This window comes from Pseudomonas piscis (genome assembly GCF_009380155.1).
GTDB classification, from domain to species: domain Bacteria; phylum Pseudomonadota; class Gammaproteobacteria; order Pseudomonadales; family Pseudomonadaceae; genus Aquipseudomonas; species Aquipseudomonas piscis.
Map to the genome: position 1 here is coordinate 723106 of NZ_WHUV01000001.1, position 24548 is coordinate 747653.

22 protein-coding genes are annotated in these 24548 nt (G+C 64.8%); 6 read left to right on the top strand and 16 right to left on the bottom strand.

Annotated elements, in window-relative coordinates; translation table 11 throughout:
• Positions 1–8 precede the first annotated feature (8 nt).
• A complete protein-coding gene (locus GDH07_RS03390; protein ID WP_152896681.1) occupies positions 9–884 on the bottom strand; it encodes a helix-turn-helix domain-containing protein in 876 nt (291 codons plus the stop codon).
• A gap of 154 nt (positions 885–1038) precedes the next feature.
• Between GDH07_RS03390 and GDH07_RS03395 the strand changes: the two genes are divergently transcribed.
• On the top strand, positions 1039–1938 hold the full coding sequence (locus GDH07_RS03395) for a DMT family transporter (protein WP_152896682.1): 900 nt from the start codon (positions 1039–1041) through the stop codon (positions 1936–1938).
• A 54-nt stretch (positions 1939–1992) separates the two neighbouring features.
• Here GDH07_RS03395 and GDH07_RS03400 read toward each other — a convergent pair whose 3' ends face one another.
• The 3 genes from GDH07_RS03400 to GDH07_RS03410 all read right to left on the bottom strand — a co-directional run bounded on the left by GDH07_RS03400 (position 1993) and on the right by GDH07_RS03410 (position 4587).
• On the bottom strand, positions 1993–2361 hold the full coding sequence (locus GDH07_RS03400) for a hypothetical protein (RefSeq protein WP_143494538.1): 369 nt from the start codon (positions 2359–2361) through the stop codon (positions 1993–1995).
• A gap of 174 nt (positions 2362–2535) precedes the next feature.
• Entirely contained in the window at positions 2536–3513 is a 978-nt protein-coding gene (locus tag GDH07_RS03405) for a 2-hydroxyacid dehydrogenase (protein WP_152896683.1), read from the bottom strand.
• Positions 3514–3618: 105 nt separating this feature from the next.
• Positions 3619–4587 carry a LysR family transcriptional regulator gene (locus tag GDH07_RS03410; protein WP_022642418.1) on the bottom strand — a complete coding sequence of 323 codons (969 nt, stop codon included), beginning with the start codon at positions 4585–4587 and terminating at the stop codon, positions 3619–3621.
• 272 nt (positions 4588–4859) lie between these two features.
• Here GDH07_RS03410 and GDH07_RS03415 point away from each other — a divergent pair, with 272 nt between their 5' ends.
• From GDH07_RS03415 to GDH07_RS03430, 4 genes are read left to right on the top strand one after another with little or no spacing between them, the layout of a single operon-like run.
• On the top strand, positions 4860–6371 hold the full coding sequence (locus tag GDH07_RS03415) for an efflux transporter outer membrane subunit (protein WP_343038127.1): 1512 nt from the start codon (positions 4860–4862) through the stop codon (positions 6369–6371).
• Positions 6372–6382: 11 nt separating this feature from the next.
• Positions 6383–8590 (top strand): FUSC family protein, encoded by a 2208-nt coding sequence (locus tag GDH07_RS03420; RefSeq protein WP_152896684.1) that lies wholly within the window; start codon positions 6383–6385, stop codon positions 8588–8590.
• The gene (locus GDH07_RS03425; RefSeq protein WP_007930063.1) at positions 8580–8780 is read left to right on the top strand and encodes a DUF1656 domain-containing protein; all 201 of its coding nucleotides are present in this window, start codon (positions 8580–8582) and stop codon (positions 8778–8780) included. The genes GDH07_RS03420 and GDH07_RS03425 overlap by 11 nt, the downstream gene beginning before the upstream one ends.
• 10 nt (positions 8781–8790) lie before the next feature.
• Positions 8791–9654 (top strand): efflux RND transporter periplasmic adaptor subunit, encoded by an 864-nt coding sequence (locus tag GDH07_RS03430; protein ID WP_152896685.1) that lies wholly within the window; start codon positions 8791–8793, stop codon positions 9652–9654.
• A gap of 42 nt (positions 9655–9696) precedes the next feature.
• Here the strand turns inward: GDH07_RS03430 and GDH07_RS03435 are convergent, their stop codons facing one another.
• Entirely contained in the window at positions 9697–10722 is a 1026-nt protein-coding gene (locus GDH07_RS03435) for an SEL1-like repeat protein (protein ID WP_085596255.1), read from the bottom strand.
• Positions 10723–10771: 49 nt separating this feature from the next.
• Positions 10772–11770: a hypothetical protein gene (locus tag GDH07_RS03440; RefSeq protein WP_152896686.1), complete on the bottom strand. Its 999-nt coding sequence runs from the start codon at positions 11768–11770 to the stop codon at positions 10772–10774.
• Between the two features lie 319 nt (positions 11771–12089).
• Between GDH07_RS03440 and GDH07_RS03445 the strand changes: the two genes are divergently transcribed.
• On the top strand, positions 12090–12485 hold the full coding sequence (locus tag GDH07_RS03445; protein ID WP_022642423.1) for a DUF3592 domain-containing protein: 396 nt from the start codon (positions 12090–12092) through the stop codon (positions 12483–12485).
• Here the strand turns inward: GDH07_RS03445 and GDH07_RS03450 are convergent.
• From GDH07_RS03450 to GDH07_RS03495, 10 genes are all read right to left on the bottom strand, one after another.
• Positions 12471–13538, bottom strand: coding sequence for a sel1 repeat family protein (locus GDH07_RS03450; protein WP_152896688.1), 1068 nt, complete (start codon positions 13536–13538; stop codon positions 12471–12473). The two genes, GDH07_RS03445 and GDH07_RS03450, sit on opposite strands and share 15 nt — an antisense overlap.
• 95 nt (positions 13539–13633) lie before the next feature.
• On the bottom strand, positions 13634–14458 hold the full coding sequence (locus GDH07_RS03455; protein WP_022642425.1) for an SDR family oxidoreductase: 825 nt from the start codon (positions 14456–14458) through the stop codon (positions 13634–13636).
• Between the two features lie 34 nt (positions 14459–14492).
• Positions 14493–14957 carry a multidrug transporter gene (locus GDH07_RS03460; protein WP_152896689.1) on the bottom strand — a complete coding sequence of 155 codons (465 nt, stop codon included), beginning with the start codon at positions 14955–14957 and terminating at the stop codon, positions 14493–14495.
• 1145 nt (positions 14958–16102) lie between these two features.
• A complete protein-coding gene (locus tag GDH07_RS03465; protein WP_152896690.1) occupies positions 16103–16378 on the bottom strand; it encodes a short-chain dehydrogenase in 276 nt (91 codons plus the stop codon).
• A gap of 381 nt (positions 16379–16759) precedes the next feature.
• Positions 16760–18211 carry a mannose-1-phosphate guanylyltransferase/mannose-6-phosphate isomerase gene (locus tag GDH07_RS03470; RefSeq protein ID WP_152896691.1) on the bottom strand — a complete coding sequence of 484 codons (1452 nt, stop codon included), beginning with the start codon at positions 18209–18211 and terminating at the stop codon, positions 16760–16762.
• 98 nt (positions 18212–18309) lie between these two features.
• On the bottom strand, positions 18310–18966 hold the full coding sequence (locus GDH07_RS03475) for an alginate O-acetyltransferase AlgF (protein WP_053134255.1): 657 nt from the start codon (positions 18964–18966) through the stop codon (positions 18310–18312).
• A gap of 17 nt (positions 18967–18983) precedes the next feature.
• Entirely contained in the window at positions 18984–20156 is a 1173-nt protein-coding gene (locus GDH07_RS03480; protein WP_152896692.1) for an alginate O-acetyltransferase, read from the bottom strand.
• An 11-nt stretch (positions 20157–20167) separates the two neighbouring features.
• On the bottom strand, positions 20168–21745 hold the full coding sequence (locus GDH07_RS03485; RefSeq protein ID WP_152896693.1) for an MBOAT family O-acyltransferase: 1578 nt from the start codon (positions 21743–21745) through the stop codon (positions 20168–20170).
• 210 nt (positions 21746–21955) lie between these two features.
• Positions 21956–23080 carry a mannuronate-specific alginate lyase gene (locus GDH07_RS03490; RefSeq protein ID WP_152896694.1) on the bottom strand — a complete coding sequence of 375 codons (1125 nt, stop codon included), beginning with the start codon at positions 23078–23080 and terminating at the stop codon, positions 21956–21958.
• A gap of 8 nt (positions 23081–23088) precedes the next feature.
• Positions 23089–24537: an alginate O-acetyltransferase gene (locus GDH07_RS03495; protein WP_152896695.1), complete on the bottom strand. Its 1449-nt coding sequence runs from the start codon at positions 24535–24537 to the stop codon at positions 23089–23091.
• Between the last annotated feature and the right edge of the window lie 11 nt (positions 24538–24548).

A 24548-nucleotide genomic window follows, 5' to 3' on the forward strand; every position in this document is an offset into this window, starting at 1 on the left:
GGCCAGGGTCAGCCGGCGAAGGCCTGGCGGTATTCGCCCGGGGTGCCGCCCAGGGCCTGGCGGAAGCGGTTGGTGAAGTGGCTGGCGCTGGCGAAGCCGCAGGCCAGGGCGATGTCCCCCAGGGGCCGGGCGCTGCTGCGCAACAGCAGGCGCGCCCGCTCCAGGCGCCGGGCCAGCACATATTGGTGCGGCGGCAGGCCGAAGCTTTCACGGAACATCCGCGCGAAGTGGTACTCGGAGAGGGCGCACAAGCCGGCCAGTTGGCCCAGGCTCAGGGGCGTGTCGAGCTGGCTGTCGATGTAGTCCGCCAGCAGGCGCCGTTGGTGGGCGGCCAGGCCGCCCTTGAGGCGCAGGCCCTGGCGCAGGCCGGCCTGGTTGAGCAAGGCGTGGCCGAGCATTTCGTGGGCCAGGCTGCTGGTCAGCAAGCGTTCGCCGGGCTCGTTCCAGTTCAAGCGGATCAGTTGCTGGAAGTGCCGGGTCTGCTGCGGGTCGTCGAGGAACACGCTCTCGCGCAGTTGCATCTCCCGGGGTTCGCGGTCCAGCAAGGTGACGCAACCCAGGGCGAACTGCTGTGGGCTGAAGTACACGTGGGCCAGGCGAATGTCGCCATTGATCACCCAGGCCGACTGGTGCTCGGCGGGCAGGATGCACAGCTTGCCCGGGCCGCCCATGGTCCCGGGCCGGTCGCGGCGGAAGGTACCGGTGCCGCCGGCGATGTAGCAGGACAGGGTGTGGTGGCTCGGCGCGGCATATTCCTGGGCGTCGTGATGGTTGCTCCACATGGCCGCCCACAAGCCGTCGCCCAGTTCGGCGCTGTGCTCCAGGCGCGCGTTGGGCGAGCGGTTCAGGGCTTGGAAGACTTGCAGGCTATCCAGTGCGGACATGATGGTCGAATCGCGAGGTTCGTGTGCCGATGTTGCGCATCCTACTCCGTCGTGTCCGGGCTGCCAGCCGGTTGCCGATAAAAACCGCAAGTTTGTGCAAGCGCAGGCCGGGTTCCGGGCGCGAGACTGTGTTCCTTATACGAGGAGCCGTGCCATGAACCTGTCGTTGTACTTGTTGACCGTGCTGATCTGGGGCACCACCTGGATCGCCCTGAAGCTGCAGTTGGGCGTGGTGGCGATTCCGGTATCCATCGTCTATCGCTTCGCTCTGGCGGCCCTGGTGCTGTTCGTCCTGCTCCTGGTCAGCGGCAAGCTGCAGGCGATGAACCGCCGCGCCCACCTGATCTGCCTGGCCCAGGGCCTGTGCCTGTTCTGCCTCAACTTCATGTGTTTCCTGCATGCCAGCCAGTGGGTGCCCACTGGCCTGGTGGCGGTGGTGTTCTCCACCGCGACCTTGTGGAACGCCCTCAATGCGCGGGTGTTCTTCGGCCAGAAGATCGCCCGCAACGTGCTGTTCGGTGGCGGCCTGGGCCTGCTGGGGCTGGGGCTGCTGTTCTGGCCGGAGCTGGTAGGGCATAGCGCCAGCCCGCAAACCCTGCTCGGCCTGGGGCTGGGCCTGTTGGGCACCCTGTGTTTCTCGGCCGGCAACATGCTCTCCAGCCTGCAGCAGAAGGCCGGGCTCAAGCCCATGACCACCAATGCCTGGGGCATGGCCTACGGGGCGACGATGCTGGCGCTGTACTGCCTGGCCCAGGGCATCGCCTTCGATGTGGAGTGGAGCACGCGCTATATCGGCTCGCTGCTGTACCTGGTGATTCCCGGCTCGGTGATCGGCTTCACCGCCTACCTGACCCTGGTGGGGCGCATGGGACCGGAGCGGGCGGCCTATTGCACGGTGTTGTTCCCGGTGGTGGCGCTGAACGTCTCGGCGGTGGTGGAAGGCTACCAGTGGACCGCCCCGGCCCTGGCCGGCCTGGTGCTGGTGATGCTGGGCAACGTGCTGGTGTTTCGCAAACCCAGGGCCTTGGCGGCAATTCCCGGGAAGCTGGCCTGATTCTCCACGCCGGCCTGTCGCTGCCGGCGGAGGGCGATCACGTCGGTGGGAGCGTTACTGGCAAGGATCGGACCCATAGTCCTGATGGCCCCGGCCTGGGTAGCATTTCACCTGGGTCGTCTTGTCGGTCACGGTCCAGCGCTCGTTCTCGATGGACAGGTTGAATATTGTCTTTTGCGCGAACACCGAGTCATCCAGCAACCCTGACTCCTCGATCTCGACCACCGCCTCGGTCGGGGACTCGCCGGTGACTTTCTGATTCACCATCACGTTGCTGGGTTCTTGCTGGAAGTGGCTGCCCATGGACTCCAGGGCCACTATCAGCGGCGATTTGGCCGTGGGGCTGGTCGCCTGTGCTGGTGATTGCTGATCGCAGGCCGCGAGGAAGAACGCCGGGGCCAGGAGTAGATACTTCAACTTCATGCAGGATCTCTCTGAGACAGTGGCCAGCCTGCGGGCATTGCCTTGGCAGGGCAGGTTGGCCAAGCGGGCTTGGCCATCTGACTGGTGGCGCAGGTTTTCGTTCATCGCCCGCCGGCTGTGCCTGGCTATGCGGTTGTGGGCGCGAAGTGGGCCGGGGGTATCGTTTACCGGCTGTTACTGGGCCTTCCACACCTGCGGGTTGACCAGGTCCTGGGGGCGCTGGCCCAGCAGGGCGCTGCGCAGGTTGCTCATGGCGCGCTCGGCCATGGCGTCGCGGGTCTCGGTGGTGGCCGAGCCAACATGGGGCAGGGTCAGGGCGTTGGACAATTGGAACAGCGGCGATTGCGCCAGCGGTTCCTTCTCGTACACGTCCAGGCCGGCACCGCGGATCTGGCCGCTTTGCAGGGCTTGGACCAACGCCGGCTCGTCCACTACCGGGCCACGGGAAATGTTCACCAGGATCGCGCTGGGCTTCATCAGCGCCAGTTCGCGCTGGCCGATCAGGTGCCGGGTCTGCTCGCTCAGCGGCACCACCAGGCAGACGAAGTCGGCCTCGGCCAGCAACTGCTCGAGGCTGCGGTACTGCGCCCCCAGCTCCTGTTCCAGGGCGCTCTTGCGGCTGTTGCCGCTATAGAGGATCGGCATGCCGAAGCCCAGGCGACCGCGGCGGGCGATGGCCGCGCCGATATTGCCCATGCCGACTATCCCCAGGGTCTTGCCATGCACATCGCAGCCGAACAACGCCGGGCCGACGCTGGCCTGCCACTGCCCGGCCTTGGTCCAGGCGTCCAGCTCGGCGACCCGGCGCGCACTGCCCATGAGCAGGGCGAAGGCCAGGTCGGCGGTGCTTTCGGTGAGCACATCGGGGGTGTTGGTGAGCATCAGCCCGCGTTCGTTGAAGTAGTCCAGGTCGTAGTTGTCGTAGCCCACCGAGATGCTTGACACCACTTCCAGCTGCGTCGCGTGTTCCAGCTGCGCGCGCCCCAGCTTGCGGCCGACGCCGATCAGGCCGTGGGCCCGGGGCAGGGCTTCGTTGAATTGGGCGGCGATATCCCCCTGCTTGGGATTGGGCACTATGACTTCGAAGTCCTGTTGCAGGCGTTCGGTCATCTGGGCAGTGATGCGGCTGAAGGCTAGTACGGTCTTTTTCATCGCGAAGCGGCTCGTCAGGCGGGGGAAAATGCTTGGCACGCTAACATCAAACAGCCCGTTCCATGGGCTTTTTCTGGCCTGGCCCCCGCGCCAGGGACCGGTTGTTCAATGCCCGGAGCGGGCGCTGGCCAGGGTGCCGCTCAGCTCATAGGACGCCAGCTCGGTCTGGTTCGCGGCGAGGATCTCGGGCAACGAACCGCGCAGGTACTCGACCCAGGTCTTGATCTTGGCGTCCAGGTACTGGCGCGAGGGGTAGATGGCGTAGAGGTTCAGCTCCTGGGAGCGGTACTTGGGCATGACCCGCACCAGGGTGCCGTTGCGCAAGGCCTCGATGGCGGCGTACACCGGCAGCACGCCGATGCCCATGCCGCTGATGATCGCGGCCTTCATGGCGTCGGCCGAGTTCACCAGGAACGGCGAGCTGTTGATGGTGACCATCTCCTGGCCTTCCGGACCGTCGAAGGCCCACTTCTCCAGGGGAATCACCGGACTCACCAGGCGCAGGCAGGCATGGTGCAGCAGGTCGCTGGGCTTCTGCGGGCAGCCGTGGGCCTTCACGTAGGCTGGCGAGGCGCAGACGATGCTGTAGGTGATCCCCAGGCGCTGGGACACGAACCCCGAATCGGGCAGCTCGCTGGCCAGGACGATGGACACGTCGTAGCCCTCGTCCAGCAGGTCCGGCACGCGGTTGGCCATGGTCAGGTCGAAGGTCACGTCCGGGTGCGACTTGCGATAGCGGGCGATGGCGTCGATCACGAAGTGCTGGCCGATGCCGGTCATGGTGTGGACTTTCAACTGGCCGGCGGGACGGGCATGGGCATCGCTGGCCTCGGCCTCGGCTTCCTCGACGTAGGCCAGGATCTGCTCGCAGCGCAGTAGGTAGCGCTTGCCGGCCTCGGTCAGGGCGATACGTCGGGTGGTGCGGTTGAGCAAGCGGGTTTGCAGGTGCGCCTCGAGATTGGAGACGGCACGCGAGACGTTGGCCGTGGTGGTGTCCAGTTGCACGGCAGCGGCGGTGAAGCTGCCGGCTTCGGCGACACAACTGAAGGCACGCATGTTTTGCAAGGTGTCCATGGGGTGCTCTCAAAGGAGATTGCAAATTGTGACACGAAGTTTCTGTTTTTACAGGCGTCTGGGGATACGACCAAGGGATTATCGCGTTTACGGTAACAAAGATTCACAGGAATCCCAGCTTATCGCCGAACCGACCGCCCCCTAGAATTGCGCCGATCCGCAGGAGCCTTGCCGACGAAGCGCCGTCCGACCCGATATCCGGGCCTGGACCGTTGGCCTGCCGGCACCTGCGAGAGATTTGCCTTCCCCCTCGATCTCAGGAATTCGCAGCAGTGCCGCGTCGCATCAGCAGAGGGTTCAAGACCCTCAGTGTTTGGGCTTTATCGTTAGCAATCAGCGGCTGCATCGGAACCGGAGGCATTGCCCCACAAGGCAAGACACTTCCCGCTAATACATTGGCCACCGACGAGGCGATCCAGAGCGCCGCGCGGGATGCCCACTGGCCCAGTGCCCAGTGGTGGCAGGCCTATGGCGACCCGCAGCTGAACCGTTGGATCGACCTGGCCATACAAGGCAGCCCGAGCATGGCCATGGCCGCCGCCCGGGTGCGCCAGGCCAAGGCCATGGCCGGTATCGCCGAGTCGGCCGAGTCGCTGCAGGTCAAGGGCGACGCCACCCTCAAGCGCCACAACTGGCCCACCGACCCGTTCTACGGCCCCGGGGCGCTATCCAACAGCACCACCTGGGACAACAACGCCGCCCTGGGTTTCAGTTATGCGCTGGACCTGTGGGGCCGGGAAAGCAACGCCACCGAGCGCGCCGTGGACCTGGCCCACATGAGCGTGGCCGAGGCCCGCCTGGCCCAGTTGGAGCTGGTGAACAACGTGGTGCGCAGCTATATCCAGCTGTCCCTGCACTTCGCCCAGCGCGATATCGCCCTGGCTACCCTCAAGCAGCAGCAACAGATCCTCGAGCTGGCGCAACGGCGCCTGGACGCTGGCATCGGCACGCATTTCGAGGTGAGCCAGGCCGAGGCGCCACTGCCGGAGACCCATCGCCAGATCGACGCCCTGGATGAAGAAATCGCCCTGGCCCGCAACCAGCTGGCGGCCCTGGCCGGCAAGGGGCCCGGGGAGGGTGCACAATTGCAACGGCCGAGCCTGGCCCTGGGCGTCGCGCTGAAACTGCCTTCGGCCCTGCCCGCCGAACTCCTGGGCCAGCGCCCGGACGTGGTGGCCAGCCGTTGGCAGGTGGCGGCCCAGGCCCGGGGCATCGATGTGGCCCATGCCGGGTTCTATCCCAACGTCGACCTGGTGGGCAGCATCGGCTTCATGGCCACCGGCGGCGGGGCCCTGGAGTTCCTCACCGGCAAGAAGCTCAACTACAACGTCGGCCCGGCCATCAGCCTGCCGATCTTCGATGGCGGGCGCCTGCGTTCGCAGTTGGGTGAAGCCTCGGCCGGCTACGACCTGGCCGTGGCCAAGTACAACCAGACTCTGGTGGATGCGCTCAAGGGCATTTCCGACCAGTTGATCCGTCGCGAGTCCATGGACAAGCAGCAGTCGTTCGCCGCCGAGTCGGTGGCCGCCGCGCAGAAGACCTACGACCTGGCCACCGTGGCGTTCCAGCGCGGCCTGACCGACTACCTCAATGTGCTCAATGCCCAGACCCTGCTGTTCCATCAGCAACAAGTGCAGCAGCAAGTCCAGGCCGCGCGCCTGAGCGCCCAGGCCGACCTGGTGACCGCCCTGGGCGGTGGCCTGCAAGCCGGTCGCGACGCGCCCTCCGACAAACAGATCCAAGCGCCCAAGACCCCGGCGGCCCTGGCCGTCTTTGATCACTGAAGCAGGTTTCGATGACTTCCTTGCCCGCACCCTTGCGCTGGCTGTATTCCCTTGAGTGGCGCCGGGGTTTCTTCGACTGGGCACGCAGCGATGGCGTGACCTGGGTCTATATCTTCAAGGTGCTGGCGGCGGCGTTCCTCACCCTGTGGCTGGCCATGCGCCTGGAGTTGCCGCAGCCGCGCACGGCGATGATCACCGTGTTCATCGTCATGCAGCCGCAGAGTGGCCAGGTGTTCGCCAAGAGCTTCTATCGCTTCCTCGGCACCCTGGCCGGCTCGGCGGTGATGGTGGCGCTGATCGCCTTGTTCGCCCAGAACACCGAGCTGTTCCTGGGCTCGCTGGCGATCTGGGTCGGTATCTGCTCGGCTGGCGCTGCGCGCTATCGCAACTTCCGCGCCTATGGCTTCGTCCTCGCCGGCTACACCGCGGCCATGGTCGGCCTGCCGGCCCTGGCCCACCCGGAAGGCGCCTTCATGGCGGCGGTCTGGCGGGTGCTGGAGATCTCCTTGGGGATTCTCTGCTCGACCCTGGTCAGCGCCGCGATCCTGCCGCAGACCGCCAGTGCCGCCATGCGCAACGCCCTGTACCAGCGCTTCGGGGTGTTTGCGATGTTCGTCACCGATGGCCTGCGCGGGCGCAGCCAGCGCGACATTTTTGAAAGCAGCAACGTGCGCTTCATCGCCGAGGCGGTGGGCCTGGAAGGGCTGCGCAGCGTCACCGTGTTCGAAGACCCGCACATGCGTCGGCGCAACGGTCGCCTGAGCCGCTTGAACAGCGAGTTCATGGGCATCACCACGCGCTTCAACGCCCTGCACCAGTTGCTCGAGCGCCTGCGCAGCAGCGGTGCCGATCACGTCGTGGCGGCGATCAAGCCTGGGCTCTACGACCTGGCTGAGCTGCTGGACGGGTTCTCCGGCCGGGCCCTGACCAGCCCCGACGCGGCCCGCCTGGCCACGGCGCTGGCGGTTTATAAAGGCGAGCTGCCGGCACGGGTGCGCAGCCTGCGCGCGGCGTTCCAGGAAACCGCCCCCAGCGATGCCGAACAGCTGGATTTCCATACCGCCTACGAGCTGCTGTACCGCTTCGTCGACGAACTGCACAGCTACGCCCAGACCCACGCCTCCCTGGCCGAGCACAGCCATGAGCGCGAGCGCTGGGACGAACCCTACACCCCGCAGACCAACTGGCTGGCCTCGGCCGCCTCGGGGATTCGCGCCGCCTTCGTCCTGGTGGTGCTGGGCAGCTACTGGGTCGCCACCGCCTGGCCCAGTGGCGCCACCATGACCCTGATCGCAGCCGCCACCATCGGCCTGTCGGCCGCCACCCCCAACCCCAAGCGCATGGCGTTCCAGATGGCCTGCGGCACCTTCATCGGCGCCGTGGTGGGGTTCGTCGAGATGTTCTTCGTGTTCCCCTGGCTCGACGGCTTCCCGCTGCTGTGCCTGACCTTGGCGCCAGTGATCGTGCTGGGCTCGTTCCTGGCCTCGCGGCCCAAGTACGCCGGGGTCGGCCTGGGCTTGCTGATCTTCTTCAGCACCGGCTCGGTGCCGGACAACCTGACGATCTACAACCCCTACACCTTCATCAATGACTACATCGCCATGGTCATGGGCATGCTGGTCTGCGCCGCGGCCGGGGCGATCATCCTGCCGCCCAACAGCCGCTGGCTGTGGCGCCGCCTGGAGCAGGACCTGCGCGGCCAGGTGGTGTATGCCATCAGCGGCAAGCTCAAGGGCCTGGCGTCGAGCTTCGAAAGCCGCACTCGCGACCTGCTGCACCAGGCCTATGGCCTGGCGGTGGGCCAGCCCAAGGTGCAGAGCGAGCTGCTGCGCTGGATGTTCGTGGTGCTGGAGGTCGGCCACGCCATCATCGAGCTGCGCAAGGAGCAGGCGATCCTCCCGGTGCACCCGGCCTATGCCGAATCCCAGCCCTGGCGCCAGGCGATCCGGGTCATGGGCCGTTCCCTGGTGCGGCTGTTCCTGCAGCCTAGCCAGAGCAACCTGGAGCGCGGGCTGATCGCCGTGGACCATGCCATCAGCCGGGTCCAGGCCACCGACGAACCCTTCGCCCCGCACTTCGACACCTCGGCCCTGCGCCGGGTGAAGAGCTACCTGCATTTCATCCGTACTTCATTGCTCGACCCGCAATCGCCGCTGGCGGCCTATGCCGTGGCCAAGCCGGCGGTGCCTGCACCCCAAGGACCTGCACATGCCTCGTGAAATCGCCTTCCATGGCGTTTACATGCCGACCATGACCCTGATGTTCTTCATCGCCGCGGCCCTGGCCTGGGCCCTGGACCGGTTCATCTCCGGTTATGACCTGTATCGCTTCTTCTGGCACCCGGCGCTGCTGCGCCTGAGCCTGTTCTGCTGTCTGTTCGGCGCCATGGCGCTCACTGTCTACCGTTGAGACCCCCGCAATGAAAAAGTTCTTCAGCCTGCTCGCCACCCTGCTCGTGCTGGCCCTGGCCCTGTGGATCGGCCGTACCCTGTGGGAGCACTACATGTACACCCCCTGGACCCGCGATGGACGAGTGCGCGCCGACGTCATCAATGTCGCCGCCGACGTCACCGGCGAGGTGGTGGACGTACCGGTCAAGGACAACCAGCTGGTGCACAAGGGCGACTTGCTGATGCAGATCGACCCCGAGCACTACCAGATCGCGGTCAAGCAGGCGCAATCGCTGGTGGCCTCGAAAAAGGCCACCTGGGAGATGCGCAAGGTCAACGCCCGGCGCCGCGCCGACCTGGACAGCCTGGTGATCTCCAAGGAAAACCGCGACGACGCCGGCAACATCGCCGACTCGGCCCTGGCCGACTACCAACACGCCCAGGCCCAGCTGGAAGCCGCCGAACTCAACCTGGCGCGCACCCAGGTACGGGCGGCGGTGGACGGCTACGTCACCAACCTCAACGTGCACCGTGGCGACTATGCGCGCGTCGGTGAACCGAAGATGGCGGTGGTGGACATGAATTCGTTCTGGGTCTACGGCTTCTTCGAGGAAACCAAGCTGCCCCACGTGCGCGTGGGCGATAAAGCCGACATGCAGTTGATGAGCGGCCAGGTACTCAAGGGCCATGTGGAAAGCATTTCCCGGGGGATCTACGACCGTGACAACCCCGAGAGCCGCGAGCTGATCGCCGACGTCAACCCGACCTTCAACTGGGTACGCCTGGCCCAGCGGGTGCCGGTACGCATCCATATCGACGAGGTGCCCGAGGGCGTGCTGCTGGCGGCGGGCATCACCTGCACCGTGGTGGTCCGCCAAGACCCGCAGGACTGAGCCGCCAGCCGCCGGCGAAACAGCGGCTGGCGCGGGAGTGCGCTACTTGTAGTGCTTGTCGAGGATGACCTGGGCCTTGTCCAGGATCTGCGCCACCGTCAGGTCGTCGTTGCCCAGAAGGGCGACGATCTGCTTGTTCTGCAGCACGTCGGCGTTGGCTTGCTTGAGCTGCGCCCGACGGCTGATGACCATGTAGCTGGTGATCTGGCGGCGGTTGTGGATGTACGGCAGGTCGATGCCCTTGAGCATGGCCTGGCGGACGAAATCCCGGCGTTCCTGGCTGGCCATGCCACGGAAAGTGTCCGGGTAGGCCTGCTGGATGGTGGCCGAGTAGCGGCCGATATCTTCTTCCCGGGCTTGGGCGTACATCGCATCCTTGCTGGTGACCTGGCCCAACAACTGGTTGTAGTGCTGCTCGGCGGCCAGCAGTTGCTCGGGGCTCAGGCGTGCCTTGAGTGCTTCGCGCTCACCGCTGGCATTGCGGTCGTCGATGATCTTCGACCAGGCATAGGCGCTTGCCAGGTCACCTTGTTCCTCGTGGATCTGGACCAGGGCCTGTTGCGACACCGGATAGCCGTGCTGGGCCGAGCGTTCCAGCCAGCGCTGGGCCAGGGCCCGGTCCGCGGTCATGCCCTTGCGGCCGAAACGGTACACCTGGTACAGCCCGTATTCGGCGCACCAATCGTTCTGGCTGGCGGCGTAGGCCAGGTAGTCGAACGACTGGCGGTTGGGCGTGGCATCGCTGGCGTCGCTTTCCTGTTCGGCGATCATCGACAAATAGCAGAACGCCCGGTGCTGCTCGGGGGCGGCCAGTACCAGGCAGCTCTTGGCCGCCGGATAGTCGTTGTCGTTGAAGTGCGCCATGCCGATGCCGTAGAGCACATCGCTGTCCATCTGGCGGTTGCAGTCCTGGGTGTCGGGTACCTGCGGCAGCAGGGTCTGCAAGCTCAGCTTGGGCAGGCTGTCATTCAGGTCCGGGACCTTGGGCGCGGCAGGTTGCGGGGTTTCGGGAGAGCATGCGGCCAGTACGGCGAGCAAGATCAGTGGCAATGCCTTGAGCAATTTCAAAGGATGTTCCCTGGTCGGTGATGGAGAAAAGACAATGGCGCCGTGCAGCCTATGAGCCGCTTGGCGCAAGGATCGCCAGGGCCTGGGTCACGGTCGGTTCCAGGTCCAGGTCGGGGTTCTGCAACAGGGCCAGGACCTGGGGGTTTTGCAGGATGTCCAGTTGCGGGTCCCGCAGCTGCGCCTGGCGGGCGATGATCGCGTAGGTATAGAGCTGCAGCCGGTTGGTGAACGCAGGGAGCGCGCTGACCCGGCTCAGGGCCCGGTCCATGAAGGCATGGCGCTCGGCTGCCGGCATGCCCTCGAAGGCCGTGGGGCGCAGTTGATAGACGCCCGCTGTATACAGCGCGATGTTCTGTTCGCGGTTTTGCTGGCGCACGCTGTCCTGGCTGGTCAGCTGTGGGCTCAGCCGCTGGTACTCCTGCTCGCCTTCGCCCAGTTGCTGCGCGCTCATCTTCTGCTTCAGGGCCAGGATCTTCTGCTGGTCGTCCAGGGCCCTGGCCCAGCTGTAGGCCAGGGCCAGGTTGCCCTTGTTGGTATGCAGGCGCACCAGGGTCTGCTGGGCGTCGGTGTCGCCATGGCGCGCCGAGCGCTCCAGCCAGCGCAGGCCCAGGGCGGTGTCCGGGGTTTGCCCGCGCATCCCGAAGGTGAAGTTCTGGAACATGCCGAATTCGGCGCAGGAGTCGTTCTTGCGTGCCGAGTAGGCCATGTAGCCAAAGGCCTCGCGATCACGCTCGGCACTGTCCTTGGTGCTGTCTTGCTCCGCGATCTTCGCCAGGTAGCACAACGCCCGGTCGTAGCTGGGCGCGGCCATGATCAGGCAACTGCGCGCCAGCTCGGGTTGGTCGTGGTCGTACAGCTGGTAGCCGAGGCCGAACAGCAGCTCGCTGTCCAGCTGGGTGGTGCAGTACTGGTTGGGCGTGGCTTGGGGCAGCAACTGGTCGAGGCCGACCTTGGGCAGGGTCGCGTTCAGCGCTTCGTCCGGCGACGGTTCGCCACAGCCGATGAGCAAGGTGGCCAGGGCCAGTGGCAGCAAGTGTTGGGGCTTCAATGACGGATTCCTGGTCTGCTTTGGGCGAAGTAGCGCATGGGCGGGCAGGAAAGGGCGGGAGGGGCAGCTTCAGCAGTTCCGTGCTTGAGACGCCAGCGATTCCATGCGGCTTGATCGAGGCCCGGGGCCTTGAGTGCGCGCATTCTACTAAGATTGCGCCGGGCTACAACCTGGACCGTCGCACTCGGAGTTTGCGTGCGGCCTGAAGGGCATGGGGCATTTGCCTCGCCATGAGGCGGATCTATATATTCGCCACCCTTTGGTGCCGGTTCTTGAGTGGAAAGAGGGCCGGCAGATCGAACGAGCAAGGAGTGCGCGGGTGCGTTATGTCGGCAAGGTGTTGATCTTCCTGGTGATGCTGGCCTGTGGGGCGGGTGCCTATGATTCGGGCTGGGATTATTTTGCCCTCAGGGTGACCGGTGTCTATGCCCCTGCCCAGGTAGTCGGCGTCAGCCGGTCACGGATGGTCGGGGTGCAGAGCGGTCACAGCTATCACTCGACCCGAACGGTGTCCTATGTGGTCGCCGATGGTAGTGTGCTGACCCACACGTTCGGCAGTGAATTTTCCGACTCCCAGGTGGGCGATACGGTGGGGGTGTTCTATAACCCCGCCAACCCCGCCGAGGTCATCCCCGATACCTGGACCCAGCTGTACTTTGCCTCGTTGCTGAGCATTGGGACCCTGGTGGCGCTGGGCATGTTATTTGGCCTCTGAATGGCCTGCGGCCGCGGCGTTGTCGGGGTTGCGCTTGGCCAGGATGGCCAGGCCCCGGGCCACGGTGTCCTCCAGGCCGAGTTTTTCGTTGACCAGCAGGGTGTGCAGCGCCGGGTCTTGCCACAGGTTCACGGCGGGGCCCGTGAGGTTGGCTTGCCGGGCAATCAGTACGTAGGCGTAGAGCTGGCGGCGCTTCTGGAAGTCCGGATTGGGCTCCAGGGCATCCACCACGTTGGCCATGAACTGCCGACGCTGCAAGGGCGACAGGCCCTCGAATGCCTGGGGGTGGTTCATGTAGACGTCGGCCATGTGCAGGGCGATCAGCTCCTTGCGATCGGCCTTTTTGCGCAGCTCCAGTGGTGGCAACTGAGCGAGTAGCTGCTGGTAGTGCTGCTCGCCTTCGGCGATTTGTGCCGGGCTCATGGCCTGCTTCAGCGGCTCGAGGTTCTCGGCATCGCCCAGCACCCTGGCCCAGGCATAGGCCAACGCCAGCTTGTTCTGCTTCTTGCTCTGGCTGAGCATTTCCTCCTGCGCCTCGAGTGCGCCGTGCCGCGCCGAGCGTTCGAGCCAGGCCATGGCCAGGGCCTTGTCGGGTGGCTGCTTCAATTTGCCGATGCTGTAGATGTCGTACAGCGCCCACTGCGCGCAGCCTTCGTTTCTCTTGGCGGCATAGGCGATGTAGTTGAACGCCTCGCTTTTGGCATAGACGTTGGGGCGCTCGGCGGTGACCATGGCCAAGCTGCAAAGGCTGCGGGTGTAGCGGGGGGCGGCCATGGCCAGGCAGCTCCTGGCCATTTGCACTTCTTCGCTGGCGAACTGGGTGCGCAGCACGCCATGGCTTTCCTGGTCTTCATCGATCAGCAGGCGGCCGATGCCGAACAGCAATTCGCTGTCCATGTCCGCCGTGCAATACGCATTGGCCTCGGCCTTGGGCAGGATCTGCTCCAGGCCGAGATCGGGCAGGCTCTGGTCCAGTTTTTCGTCTGGCGAGGAGAGTTCGCAGCCGGTCAGCAAGGTGAACAGGGCCAGCGGCAGGGCACTACGACAGTTCAATGGCTAGTCTCTGGGGGATCGATCAAGGGCATGGCGTGTCCTGGCGCGTGGCTGGTACGCACAAGCGCCGGGTGAGTTGTTAAGACTCGGCAGCGTCAGAGCTTGGCGGCCAGGCCGAAGCGCTTCATCAGCCCCTTCTCCAGCAAGCCCTTGGGCAAAAGGTTGGCCAGTAGCGGCAGGGCGCGGCTGCCGTTGCCCAGGCGGACCAGGCGCGGCGGGTTGGGCTGTTGCACGGCCTTGAGCAGGCCGGCGGCGAACTCGCTGGCCGGGGTCGGCTTGTCCTGAGAGGCCTTGGCCCGGGAGCGGATGCCCTCGCGCAGCGGCCACCAGGGCGATTGTTCGTTGAGCAGTTGTTCGGCTTCATGCCCGGCGTTCTTGGCAAAGCTGGAGGCGATGGCCCCGGGCTGCACTTCCATGACCTTGATGCCGAACGGTGCCAGCTCCATGCGCAGGGCATCGCTCAAGGCGTGCACCGCGGCTTTCGAGGCGCAATAGGCGCCGGCAAATGGCGTGACCAGCACCCCGGACACACTGCCGATATTCACCACCAGGCCACGGCTGCGGCGCAGCACCGGGAACAGCGCGCGGGTCACCCCGACCACTGCGAACACGTTGGTTTCGAACTGGCGCTGCATGGCCTCCACGCCGCCATCGAGCAGCGGGCCCATGGCGCCGTAGCCGGCGTTGTTGATCAGCACATCGAGGCCGCCGTGCTGTTGGTTGATGTCCTCGGCCAGGGCGGCCAGGGCCGCGCCGTCATTCACGTCCAGCTGCACCGCGTGGAAGCCGGCGGCTTGCAGGGCGGCGACGTCCTCGGCCTTGCGGGCGCTGGGCAGGACGGTGTAGCCGGCCTGTTTGAAGGCATCTGCCAGGGCGCGGCCGATGCCGCTGGAACAACCGGTGATCAACGCTACGGGCATGGCGCGGTCCTTGTGCTGGGCGATGGGAAGGGGATCAGCGAGAGAAACTACCCTGTAAACGCTCGGCGCGAAACTCCAGGGTTTGCGGGCGATAGCCCGGGCGTAGCGGTGGCAGGGGCAGGCAGTCCTGCCAGCTAGCGCCGGCCTGCAATTCTCCGGGGCCGCGATAGCGTGGGGCGCTGTACTGGTTGTCGGCGAGGTTCACCGTGTCGCCCGGGGCGTAAGCGGCGACGCGCCAGCGCAGTTCGGTCAGGGGGACTTTGTTGCCGTTGTTGAGCTTGACCTGTAGCGGGCGGTCGGCGGGGCAGTGTTCGGGGGCGTAGGTCAGGCGCAGTTCCAGGCGCGCCAGCTGCTGGGCTTCGCGGTTGTCCAGCCAGACCACCCAGCCGGCCACCAGGGCCAGGCCGCAGGCGGCGGCCAGGGACACCGGGACGGCCTTGGCGGGGTAGCGCAGGAGCAGGACCAGCCAGGTGATGATCAGCAGAACGCCGATGAACATGACGCGAACCTCTGGGGAATGTGGGTGCATCCTACCTAAGCGTAGGTGGGGTTGGCGATGGTGGGGGTTGTGGGGCGGGGCGGCCTGATAGCCGGCCCGGGCTCTTTGGGTTTTGTGTACATATCCGTTGCTGCGGGTGTGGCGGCTGGCGGTTTCGCCCTTACGGCGAGTCCCTTTTGTCAGTCGCCCGGGGTGCCGGCCCAGACAAAAGGAACCAAAAGGTCTTGCCCCCACGTCCGGCCGCTCGCTGCGCTCGGGTTCCCTCGTTCCGGTACTTCTCAGGGGGCATCGCTTCCAGCGATGTCCTCGACTGCGTCGAGGGGCGCTGCGCGCCATTCCCCTGATAAGCACCTGCACTCGGCCTCCCCAGGGGGCGGGTGAATCAAGATCACAAGCGTACGGCGCGCCCTACCGGGCGGCGCATCGCGGGTGGGGTGTGCGTGTTTGGCATCGCTTCGTGTAGCCGCTGCCGAAGGCTGCGCATGGGCGCGCAGCGGCCGCTGGGTCTTGAATGCGCTGAAGGTCCTTCGGCCCTTGTCGCAGCCTCGCGGGCTCGGCAGCGGCTACACGAGGTGATGTGCTTTCCAGGTCAATGGCATGGACATAAACTGCGACGCCTTTGTCGTTGCTCCGTGTCGAACCCGGACTAGCCTTTGAGCGTCGCTGCCCATTCAGCGACTGGGCTTGGTAACCCATTTCGATACAGGCGCAACAGCGCCACATATCACTATTGCAGGCGCTTTTTTGTATCTGCACATTCGTGCAATGGCAGCTGTGCGTGGGAGGGCTCGCCCCTGCCGGGTTCCTGTATCTCCGGTTTACCAACCTGCGCGCAGCTGCCCCTCTTCGCTTGGCAGCCCGTTTTGATACAGCTGCCGCAGTGCCCCCTTTCGCTATTGCAAGCTCGTTGTGCGCCTGTGTATTCGTGCAATGGCAGCTGTGCGTGGAAGGGCTTCAGCCCTGCCGGGTTCTTGTATCTCCGGTCGACCAATCCACGCACGGTTGCCCCCCATAGCAGGGCTGTGCATTTTCTGGTGCAGAGGGGCACGGCAGTGATCAATGAGATGGGTTGGAGATGAAGGAGAGGGGATAGGCCTGCAGATCGTTCCCCCCGCATTTGAAGGAGAGAACGATCACGGGGCGTTTTAGTTCAGGTACTGACTATCACGAATCCGCCGACCCAACACATCCAGCAGATCACAACCATCGCGCAGCAGAATGGCGCTGGCGTGGGCGATCTGTGTCAGGTCGGTGGCATCGGCGTGGCGGCTGTCCATGTGCACGATGCTTTCCATCAGTTGAGTCACCGCGAGGATGCGGTAGGCGGCGCTGGCATGGAGTTCGTCCAAGGGCGCTCGGGTGTCGATAAACAGGGTGGGAGTGGAGGATTCGTTGCTAGTTAGCGCGATACGGTCGGTCATGCTGTGCTCCAAAGAAACAGTGCTGGAAAACTGCGTTCCTGAGAAAACAACCGAGCCGTCAACCTCGATCACGAATGAGTCGTGACAGGCGCGAGGATAGGGAGCGAGAAGAGGGCGGTCAACCCGATATGTGTAGCCTTGAACGACCTTTTGCATCCACAGGTGGCTGCTGATCTGGCTTGCCGCTTGAGGCTTGCCCCTTGGCACTGCTTCTGAAAAAAATCCCCCTGTCCAACCGCCTGCGGATAGGGGACGCAGGCGCCTGGAAAGGGGGAGCACAAAGGTCTTGCTAGCACGACTCCCTGCTTTTACTTGCAGCTTGCCGCTTGAAGCTCACGGCTGCGTCTCTTGCCGCTTGCCGCTTGAAACTTGCCGCTGCTCTTACTGAGCGATGGTCTTGACCGAGATGCCGCGCTCCAGCGGGGTCGAGCGGCCGTAGATGTCTTCGAAGCGTTCGATGTCGTCTTCGCCCAGGTAGCTGCCCGATTGCACTTCGATGATCTCCAGGGGAATCTTGCCGGGGTTGCGCAGGCGGTGTACCGAGGCGATGGGGATGTAGGTGGACTGGTTCTCGGTGAGCAGGAACACGTTCTCGTCACAGGTGACTTCGGCGGTGCCGCTGACCACGATCCAGTGTTCGGCGCGGTGGTGGTGCATCTGCAGGGACAGGCACGCGCCCGGCTTGACCGAGATGTGCTTGACCTGGAAGCGCCCGCCCATGTCCACCGAGTCGTAGGAGCCCCACGGACGGTAGACCTCGCAGTGGTTCTGGGTTTCGCTGCGGCCTTGTTCGTTGAGGGTGTTGACCATCTGCTTCACGCCTTGGACCTTGTCCTTGTGGGCGATCATCATGGCGTCCTTGGTCTCGACCACGACGATGTTCTCCAGGCCGATCACCGACACCAGCTTGCCGTTGCCGTGGATCATGCAGTTCTTGCTGTCCTGGATCACCACATCGCCCTTGCTGACGTTGCCGTCGGCGTCCTTTTCATGCACGTCCCACAGCGACGACCAGCAGCCCACGTCGCTCCAGCCGGCACTGAGCGGCACCACGCAGGCGCGCTGGGTCTTTTCCATCACTGCGTAGTCGATGGAGTTGTCCGGGCAGCAGGCGAAGGTGGCTTCGTCGATCATCACGTTGTCCGGGTCCTGCTGGCTGCGCTCCAGGGTCAGCAGGCAGGTGTCGTAGATGTCCGGATCATGTTTTTTCAGCTCTTCGAGGAAGCGGCTGGCGCGGAACAGGAACATGCCGCTGTTCCAGAAGTAGCCACCGGCCTGGACGAACTCGGTGGCGCGTTTTTCATCGGGCTTCTCGACAAAGTGCGAGACCCGGCTGACGCCCTCCGGCAGCAGCGCATCGTGGGTCGACTTGATGTAGCCGTAGCCGGTTTCCGGCTTGGTCGCCGGTACGCCGAACAGCACCATCTCGCCGCGCTCGGCGGCCACGGTGGCCAGGGCCAGGGCCCGCTGCAGGGCTTTCTGGTCGTCCATCACGTGGTCGGCCGGCAGCACCAGCATCAGTTCGTCGCGACCTTCGTTGACCAGCATCATCGCGGTCAGGGCCACGGCCGGCGCGGTGTTGCGGCCGAAGGGCTCCATCAGGATGCGCTGGGATTCGAGGCTGCGGTTGCTCAATTGCTCGTTGACGATGAAGCGGTGGTCCTTGTTGCAGACCACGATGGGGGTGTCCATGCCTTCGAACACCAGGCGCTCCAGGGTCTGCTGGAACAGCGTGTGTTCGCCGGTCAGGGCGAGGAATTGCTTGGGGAATTGCTTGCGCGAAAGCGGCCAAAGACGTGAGCCGCTACCACCTGACAAGATCACCGGAATCATGTTGTTACTCCTTCAAATATCGTATGGGTCAGAGCTACTGCGTTCTGTCGTTTCACTCTCTTGTTTTTGTCTCGTTGTAGGCGTTGCCGAGGTTCTGGTTAGCGAGTGGAGACCGGGCGTTTCACCCACACCGGCGACAGGTTGCTGCCGTTGCCGGTGACGTAGAGCACCGCCGCTTCGCCACGCTCCAGGGCCACGGGCTTGAGGTCGCTGACTTTCTTCTGGCCGTCGTACAGGGCGAAGCTGACCTTCACCGGGTTGATTTCGCGTTCGCCGCGGCCCTTGGCGGCCACGGCCTGGACCACGTCGGTCTTGCCGTCGGCGGTCTTGAGCGTCAGGGCCTGGTCGCTGAGGTTCTGCACTCGCACCAGGGATTTCTGCTTGTTCTTGAACGGCGGCTCCTCGATCAGTTGCGGTTGGCCGCTGGCGTTGTTGACCAGGGTGTAATAGTGGTCGGCGGCCAGTTTCACCGGCACGCTCTGGCTGCCCAGCTTGGCGGTGTAGTCGCCGCCGGGCATGAAGCTGAAGTCGCTGCTGGCCAGGGGCGCGACGTCGTTGACGTTGGTGCTGCCGATGGTGGCGCTGACTTCGCTGTTGCTGGCGTTGTAGATGCGTACGAAGGTCGAGCCCTTGGGCGCGGTGGGGCCGTACAGCGCGGCGTCGCCCCCGGCGAAGGCGGGCAGGGACAGGACGCTCATGCCGGCAGCCAGGGTGATGGCCTTGGCGAGACGACGCGGATTGATAGTGAAAGTCATGGGTGTCACCTCTCTTTTCAGTTTTGTGCCCGGTCGGGCGTCTCGGATTTGTTCAGTGCCACAGTTTGTTGGCGGGCACCGGTTTGCTTGAGCTCTGCGACCCACTGCGGGTCGGCGTCGCCAATTTCGTTGTTCACCGGCAGGTAGCGTTCAGGGAATTCCCAGATCAGCACCTGGGGCGGGTGGTTCTTGAAGTCGTCGCTTTTGAGGTAGCTGAGCATCGGCAGGATCGGGCCGTGGCCGTCCTCGGCGTAGCTCAGCACGTCGCTGTGCAGGGCCTGCTTGAGGGCGCCGACGAAGTTCCAGTTGGGGTTGGCGCTGTAGCTGGTGCCCACCAGGGTCACGGGCACTTCGTGGTCGGCGAACAGGTTGTCTGTGGCGCCGGCCTGTTCCCCTGCGGCGTGGGTCTCGCGTTTTTGCAGGGGCTCCTGGGCCGGCATCAGGTTCTCGAACAACGGGTCCAGGGGCAGGAAACGCCGCAGGTCGCCCTTGTGCTTGACGGTCTCCTGGGTCTGGGTGACGAAGCGTTGTGGCTGGCCACTGAGCGGGGTCTTGGCGGCGATGGCCTGGGCCAGTTGGCGGGCGACGACTTCGGCGCCCGCCGGCGTCCAGTGGGTGTCGGTGCGCAGGAACACTTGCTGGCCCTGTTGCTTGGCCTGTTGCAGGGGCCCCAGCAGGTCGGGGGCGAGGATCTTGTCGGCGGCCACCCGGGCATGGAAGTCCTGGTAGAGGTTGGCGTGGATGCGCGCCGGGCGCACGGTGTCCAGGTGTTCCGGATACAACCGCACCTTGGCCGGGACGATCGCCATCACCAGTTTCACCCCGTGCTGCTTCAAGGTCTGGCGCACACCCTCGACCAGGGCGTAGTTGCCCTGCAGGTTGAGTTCCTCGTTGACCACCGGATGGAATTCTTCATCGCTGTACAGCCACTGGTCGCGGCCGAGGATCACCCCCGGACGACCCTCGTTGAACAGCTTGAAGTCCAGCGCGGCCCAGAGGTTGGTACCCAGGCGCTTGATCGGGAACTGGTCGTCGTAGTGGGTTTCCACCGCCTTGGTCCAGCGCCCATTGAGCACGGTGGCGTCACTGTTGGTGCTGAAGCCGAAGAAGCTGCGCGCCGACCACAGACCCAGGACCAGCAGGGTCACCAGGAACAGTGCGACGTAGAACAGGCGTAATGAGCGGGTCATGAGCGGCCTCCTCAGAACTGGAAGTACAGGAACGGCGAAAAGCTTTGCGCCGAGAGTTTGAGAATCGAGGCGATGAACAGCAGCAGCACCAGGGCGCGCATGGCATAGCGCGACCAGTCGGCGCTCCAGTAGGCCGGCTGCACCTGGGCCTCGCGGCCGACGATGTAGCCCGGCTGGTGGATGCTGCCGGGGTTGTCGCCGGGTGCTGCCTTGATCAGGCCAGGTTGGGCGGTGGCCGGGCCATCGGCCTGGGTGTCCAGGACCGGGCCGGCTTCGGGCTTGCTTTTGGCCGGTGCTGGGTTGCGATACAGGTCGCGCAGGCCGAAGAACGCCAGGGTCAGGTAGGCCACGACCAGGGTCGCCACTTGCAGGCCGGTGAGGCTGGCGCGGTTGAGTTCCGACAGCGACCAGTCGCCGAAGCTGAACATGGCGCCGTACATGCGCCCGGCCACGTGCAGGTTCTCGGCGCGGAAGATCACCCAGCCCATCACCACCAGCAGGAAGGTCAGGGCCCAGCGGATCGGGTTGAGGCTGCGTGGGCTGGTGTTGATGCCCAGGGCCTTCTCGATGGCCAACCACATGCCGTGCCAGGCGCCCCAGACGATGTAGGTGAAGTTGGCACCGTGCCACAGGCCGCCCAGGAGCATGGTCAAGAACAGGTTGCGATAGGTGATCAGGGTGCCTTTGCGATTGCCGCCCAGGGTGATGTACAGGTAGTCGCGCAGCCAGGTGGACAGGCTGATGTGCCAGCGCCGCCAGAACTCGGTGATCGACTGGCTGATGTAGGGCTGCTTGAAGTTCTCCATGAAGCGAAAGCCCATCATCAACCCCAGGCCGATGGCCATGTCGCTGTAGCCGGAGAAGTCGAAGTACAGCTGCGCGGTGTAGGCCAGGGCGCCCAGCCAGGCGTCACCCGTGGTGGGGTGTTGCAGGGCGAAGCAATGGTCGGCGACCACCGCCAGGGTGTCGGCGATGAACACCTTCTTGATGAAGCCCTGCATGAAGCGCGTGCAGCCTTCGGAGAACTTGTCCAGGGTGTGGGTGCGATGGTTGAACTGGTCCGCCAGGTCGCGAAAGCGCAATACGGGGCCGGCGATCAGGTGCGGGAAGATCGCCACGAACGCCGCGAAGTCGATCAGGTTGCGGGTCGCCGGGGTGTCGCCGCGATAGACGTCGATGATGTAGCTGATGGACTCGAAGATGTAGAACGAGATACCGATCGGCAACAGCACGTGGGTCAGGATGAACGGCTCCAGGCCCATGGAGGTCATGATCGCGTTGAGGCTCTCGACGCCGAAGTTGGCGTACTTGAAGTAGCCGAGGATGCACAGGTCAACCGCCACTCCCAACAGCAGCCAGCGCTGGGCGGGCCTGGTCCTGACGCCGGCGGCGCCGACCTTCAGGCCGATCCAGTAGTTCCACAAGGTGACCGCGGCGAACAGCGCGAGGAAGTCCACCCGCCACCAGGCGTAGAACACGTAGCTGGCGATCAGCAGCAACAGGTTGCGATAGCGTTGCCCGCTCAAGTAGTACAAGCCGAGGAACACCGGCAAGAACAGGAACAGGAACACATTGGATGAGAAAACCATCCCGAGCTCTCCATGTTTAACCAATAGTCAGGGGCCGCAGCCCCCCCAAACCCCCCCGTGGAAAACCATGGGAGGCGTATTGCATTCATCTCGCCCTGTAGCCACTGCCGGGGCGCCGCTCTTGAGGGCCCTGGAAGGCTCTTCGAGCCTTGGCGCAGCCTCGCTGGAGTTCGGCAGCGGCTACAGGTATTGCGTCTTGAGGTCCAGGTATCACGAGCCCTTCTTGCCCTTCTCGAAGGCCGGGTCGTAGACCTTGGTCAGGTCACCGCCCAGCCGGAAGGTCTTGAACGGCTGCATCTGGTGCTTGCGTTCCAGCACATCCGGGGCGCAGGTGTAGAGGCTGCAGAAGGGCTCGAGCCAGGCGAATTTCGCGTCGACCTTGAGATCGGTCATGTCCTGCTGCTTGCCGTTCTTGCGCTCGAAGGTGTCCGGGTCCTTGACCCCGGCCAGCACCCGCTCGCCCAGGCGCTTGAGCGCGCCGTGGTTTTCCTGGCGCAGATCGACGCCGTTGACCTGGGCGAAGCTGGCGATCATCGCCAGCGGCGGCAGGGCGTAGTTGTGGTAGGCCAGGGCCCGTTGCTGGCGCTTGAGTTCGTTGGGCAGGTAGCCATCGGCGTCGACCTGGCCTGCGCCGACCTTGTACTCCTTGACGGCCCAGTCGAACAGGTCGCGGCGGTTGGTGGCCACGGCGGTGGCCATCACCGACCAGGCGGCCCAGTAGGAATGGTTGTTGGTCTTGTCCAGGGGCAGGTTGTCCCAGTCGCTGACCACCTGGTCGGCCATCTTGCCGAACCAGGCCTCGATCTTCTGCGCCTGCTCCTGGTGAGTGGCCAGGGGATGGGAATCGGAGAACTTCAGCCGCAGGTAGGCCGAGGCCATGCTGCCCAGGGCCCATTTGCGCATGGACTTGCCGGTGTGGTTGAAGTCCCTGGACATCAGCGCGTCGGCCTGGGCCCAGGCACTGAGCCAGTTCAGGGTGCAGTCCAGCTGTTGCGGACGACCGTCGCGCATGAACTGCATGACCTGCTTGCTGGTGCCGCGCTCGATCTTGGTGATGTCTGCGGTGCTGTCATGGAAGGCCTGCTGCGATTGCACGTTGAGGGTCGCGCGCGCCTTGTCCGAGCCTTCGTACTTGCTGCGAAACTGCAGGGCGCCGGTGTAGGGCGCCGGCATCGCATCGCAGCCGTCGCTGTTGTCGCTGGTCTTGAACTTGTCTACCGGGGCGTAGTAGCCCTGGGGCGGACGCAGCGGCGCGGCGGCCTGGGCACTGCCGGCGACCATCGCCAGGCCCAGCAGGCCCGGTATCAGTAGTTGTGTCACGCGTGTGCTTTGCATGGATAACCTCACTGCCCGATCTGCGCGGTACGTTGCTCGGCGCTCGGGAACACGTTGCGTTTGCAGATTTTCGCTTCGACCTTCTGCCCGGCGGTGCCGGCCTCGGGGCCCTGGATTTCCACCGCCAGCAGGTTTTGCGCGGCCCAGTCCTCGTCGGTACGCAGTTCGAAGGCGAAGCGCCCGTCGGTGTCGGATGTCTCCGGTTTTTCGATCTTGATGTCCTCGTGCCGGCCGTTCATGTACCAGAGGGTGGCCTGCAGGGTTTTCACCGAGGTGTCGGCGAAGCGGATGTCCACCTGGTGGGCGCTGTTGCGCAGGTCCTTGTTCTGGCTGTTGACCAGCAGTTCGTTCTTGCCGGGCTTCAAGGTGGTGCTGGCGCTCATCTGCGCCGGCTTGCCTTCGCAGCCGTTGTCCAACAGCGCCATCATCTGCCGGTAGATGGTCTCCTGGTCCAGGCGGTACAGCGGCGAGAACTCCCAGATCAGGATCTTCGGCGGGTTCTTCTGGAACTCCTCGCTGCCCAGGTATTGCAGCATCGAGCCTTCCAGGCCGCCGCCGGGGAAGGCGACGTTGAGGATGTCGGCACCGATGGCCTCTTCCAGGAAACCGGCGAAGTTGTAGTTCTTGCCGCTGTGGCTGGTGCCCACCAGGGTGATCTGCGGGTTGCCGGAGTCGCCGAACAGATCGCCATCGCTGGCCTCGCCCTTGGGTTCGGTGGTGAACTGGTCCATGTACTGGATCGCATAGCTGGTGCCGCACAGCTGCCCGGCCATGTTGTGCAGGGTGCCGGTCTTGCCCATGCGCCCGGACTTGTGGGTCTCGAACTCGCGCCGGGGAATGTCGGCGAACGCCGGCAGGTGCTTGACCTTGTCGGCGACGATCCGCGCCGTGCGTTGGGCGCCGTAGGGGGTCCAGTGCTGGTCCCCACGGAAGTAGAAGTCGTGGGCCGGCAGGGTCTCGGGCAATTGCTCGTCGGTCAGCGGCGACAGGTCCGGGACCACGTAGCCCATCTGCGCGAAACGCCCGAGCATGGCCTTGTAGTTGGCCAGGGCCTTGTCGTAGTCGAAGCGGGCCTTGTCCGCCGGGTTGAGCTTGTTGCGGTTCACCAGGCCGCGGGTCGGCTGGTAGACCACCACCAGCTCCACGCCCTTGCTCTTGAAGGCTTCGTGCAACTGCTTGAGACGGCGATAGCCTTCGGGTGTGGTGTTGAACTCGGTACGCAAATCTTCCTGGGTACGGAACAGCCAGTCGCCCTGGGCCTGTACCAGGGTGGTGAAGTTCTGCTGGTAGCGGGTCACGTAGTTCTTCGCATCGTGGGCGGCCGGGCACAGGTTGCAGCACGGCTCGGCCTTGAACGACGGCGCGGCGACCTCATCGGCCCGGGCCGTGGCGCTGGCGGCGAGGATGCCCGCGGCGAGGGCCGACAAGCCCAGGAATTTGATCAAGTGTGGGTGCATGCAAGTCATCC

Excerpts from the sequence above, each read along its gene's own strand:
- GDH07_RS03395 (WP_152896682.1), top strand. The coding sequence starts at position 1,039 with ATGAACCTGTCGTTGTACTTGTTGACCGTGCTGATCTGGGGCACCACC.
- GDH07_RS03485 (WP_152896693.1), bottom strand. The coding sequence starts at position 21,745 with ATGGTTTTCTCATCCAATGTGTTCCTGTTCCTGTTCTTGCCGGTGTTC.
- GDH07_RS03420 (WP_152896684.1), top strand. The coding sequence starts at position 6,383 with ATGACTTCCTTGCCCGCACCCTTGCGCTGGCTGTATTCCCTTGAGTGG.
- GDH07_RS03390 (WP_152896681.1), bottom strand. The coding sequence starts at position 884 with ATGTCCGCACTGGATAGCCTGCAAGTCTTCCAAGCCCTGAACCGCTCG.
- GDH07_RS03455 (WP_022642425.1), bottom strand. The coding sequence starts at position 14,458 with ATGCCCGTAGCGTTGATCACCGGTTGTTCCAGCGGCATCGGCCGCGCC.
- GDH07_RS03460 (WP_152896689.1), bottom strand. The coding sequence starts at position 14,957 with ATGTTCATCGGCGTTCTGCTGATCATCACCTGGCTGGTCCTGCTCCTG.
- GDH07_RS03480 (WP_152896692.1), bottom strand. The coding sequence starts at position 20,156 with ATGACCCGCTCATTACGCCTGTTCTACGTCGCACTGTTCCTGGTGACC.
- GDH07_RS03490 (WP_152896694.1), bottom strand. The coding sequence starts at position 23,080 with ATGCAAAGCACACGCGTGACACAACTACTGATACCGGGCCTGCTGGGC.
- GDH07_RS03425 (WP_007930063.1), top strand. The coding sequence starts at position 8,580 with ATGCCTCGTGAAATCGCCTTCCATGGCGTTTACATGCCGACCATGACC.
- GDH07_RS03475 (WP_053134255.1), bottom strand. The coding sequence starts at position 18,966 with ATGACTTTCACTATCAATCCGCGTCGTCTCGCCAAGGCCATCACCCTG.
- GDH07_RS03495 (WP_152896695.1), bottom strand. The coding sequence starts at position 24,537 with ATGCACCCACACTTGATCAAATTCCTGGGCTTGTCGGCCCTCGCCGCG.
- GDH07_RS03430 (WP_152896685.1), top strand. The coding sequence starts at position 8,791 with ATGAAAAAGTTCTTCAGCCTGCTCGCCACCCTGCTCGTGCTGGCCCTG.
- GDH07_RS03400 (WP_143494538.1), bottom strand. The coding sequence starts at position 2,361 with ATGAAGTTGAAGTATCTACTCCTGGCCCCGGCGTTCTTCCTCGCGGCC.
- GDH07_RS03410 (WP_022642418.1), bottom strand. The coding sequence starts at position 4,587 with ATGGACACCTTGCAAAACATGCGTGCCTTCAGTTGTGTCGCCGAAGCC.
- GDH07_RS03465 (WP_152896690.1), bottom strand. The coding sequence starts at position 16,378 with ATGACCGACCGTATCGCGCTAACTAGCAACGAATCCTCCACTCCCACC.
- GDH07_RS03470 (WP_152896691.1), bottom strand. The coding sequence starts at position 18,211 with ATGATTCCGGTGATCTTGTCAGGTGGTAGCGGCTCACGTCTTTGGCCG.
- GDH07_RS03405 (WP_152896683.1), bottom strand. The coding sequence starts at position 3,513 with ATGAAAAAGACCGTACTAGCCTTCAGCCGCATCACTGCCCAGATGACC.